Here is a 1,761-nt window from a genome sequence, read left to right on the forward strand (position 1 = left end):
ATACATATGCTTTATATTATGTAAATACAAAAACCGCATTCTTAATGAAAAGAATACGGTTTTTCATCTATAATTCTTCAATTGTAAAATTTAAAAACTCAGTCTCAAATCCATTATTTTTAGAAGGACTACACGTGTAAAAACCTATTTTAATAGGCTCACTCCCTATATCCTCCATTAAATGAGCGATTCTTATTTGTTCCCATTGATGGCTCTTTTTCACATATATTGTATAATCACCGCGTTTTCGAATAATTCGAAAACGAAGTTGTTGCTTAGCTGCTTCTGTTGGATAATCTTGCGTTGACCAATCAGAATATCCATTATTCGTTACGACAGCACCTAAGTGAGATGGCCCTTCAGGGATATATTCTAAAGATGTTTTTAGCCAACAGTTCTCCGAAATCATAACAAAAAGACCTGCTTGATCGAATTTTGAATTTGGATTCATACGTAACTGAACTTCAGCTTGAAAGTCTGTCATCATCTCATTATAAAATACATGACCATTCATTACTTCAAAACCATAATGTGTTTTAAGCCAAAAATCGGTTTCTGCTTTCGAACGGACAATAAACGCATGATTATCATTAATTTTATAGTATTCAGGTACATTCATTATAGTGAGTTGCTCAATACGTTCTGGTATATACGATATATTCATAGCTCCTCCATAATAAAGCATTTATATAGACATTTAAAACTCCGCTAATACTGGGAATTTATAACCTTTAAAATCTAACTCTTTATCACTTCGAACCATTAAATACTTGCTAGACTGTAATTCTGTAAACTGTACATCCTCAACCCCTAATTGATCCGGTGAAAAATAAAATTCGATTTCCGTAAACCTTTCATTGATTTCTCCACATAATTCATCTAAAACCGGAAGTACTGGCGCAAATACTCCAAATAATTTCAACTTTTCATTGTCTACTTCATAAACGATTAAAGCATCTAGTTTCTCTGAATAATACAATTTCTCATTCCATTCCGAATCATACATATTCAAATAAAATGAAGGATGGAAGTTTAAAGTTGAAAAACTATTTGAAAGTCTTTGGCTACTATCAATCGTTTCATGTATTAACTGTCTATTCTCTATATTATAGAAATCTAACTTTTTAAGTAGTGAATGGTTATTATTAATATTTTTATCATATGGTATAGTCATCAAATATTCCTGCACAACTTTAAATCCAAATGCTGTATATAGTTCAGGTTTTTCCGTAAACAATAATGCACATTCACATTTCTTATCAATTTCTTCTATCATTTTACTCATTAATTGTGTCATTAGCCCTTGTCTACGGAAATTAGGGTGTGTCATTACTGATTGAATACCCGCCGCATTTATTTTTTCACCATTAATTAATAATGGGAGTGAAAATGCCGCAACATTTGCAATCACTTTATCTTCTTGTAAAAATGATAAAGCTTTATATGTATCATCCCAATATCCTTTATCCGAAAAATCATTCAATGTTTGAGTTGTAATTCCAAACACTTCTTCAAATAAAGGAAATAACTGCTCTCTTTTCGGTTCTTCTATTAGAAGACTTGCCAATTTTTCAACATTCCCCATGTTGTACCTCCAAATGTTAAATTCCATTAAATTAGATATACTTATATGACCTACTCTTAAAAATAGAGGTCTTACCAATCAATATACTATCATAAAACATAAAAAAAAAGACTAATTAATTTTATGTTTCGACTATTTGAAAATAAGTCGAATAAAAAAATATTAAGATTTTCGGA

General features: G+C 30.4%; 2 protein-coding genes. Both read right to left on the minus strand.

Translation table 11 applies throughout. The features are described from left to right. Positions 1-67: 67 nt before the first annotated feature. Entirely contained in the window at positions 68-664 is a 597-nt protein-coding gene (locus ABWK52_RS26575; RefSeq protein WP_001027681.1) for a DUF1349 domain-containing protein, read from the minus strand. 33 nt (positions 665-697) lie between these two features. Continuing rightward, positions 698-1,585, minus strand: coding sequence for a GNAT family N-acetyltransferase (locus ABWK52_RS26580; protein WP_000528676.1), 888 nt, complete (start codon positions 1,583-1,585; stop codon positions 698-700). Positions 1,586-1,761 lie beyond the last annotated feature (176 nt).

Origin of the sequence: Bacillus sp. AP50 (assembly GCF_040492675.1) — a bacterium.
Classification (GTDB): domain Bacteria; phylum Bacillota; class Bacilli; order Bacillales; family Bacillaceae_G; genus Bacillus_A; species Bacillus_A cereus.

Excerpts from the sequence above, each read along its gene's own strand:
- ABWK52_RS26575 (WP_001027681.1), bottom strand. The coding sequence starts at position 664 with ATGAATATATCGTATATACCAGAACGTATTGAGCAACTCACTATAATG.
- ABWK52_RS26580 (WP_000528676.1), bottom strand. The coding sequence starts at position 1,585 with ATGGGGAATGTTGAAAAATTGGCAAGTCTTCTAATAGAAGAACCGAAA.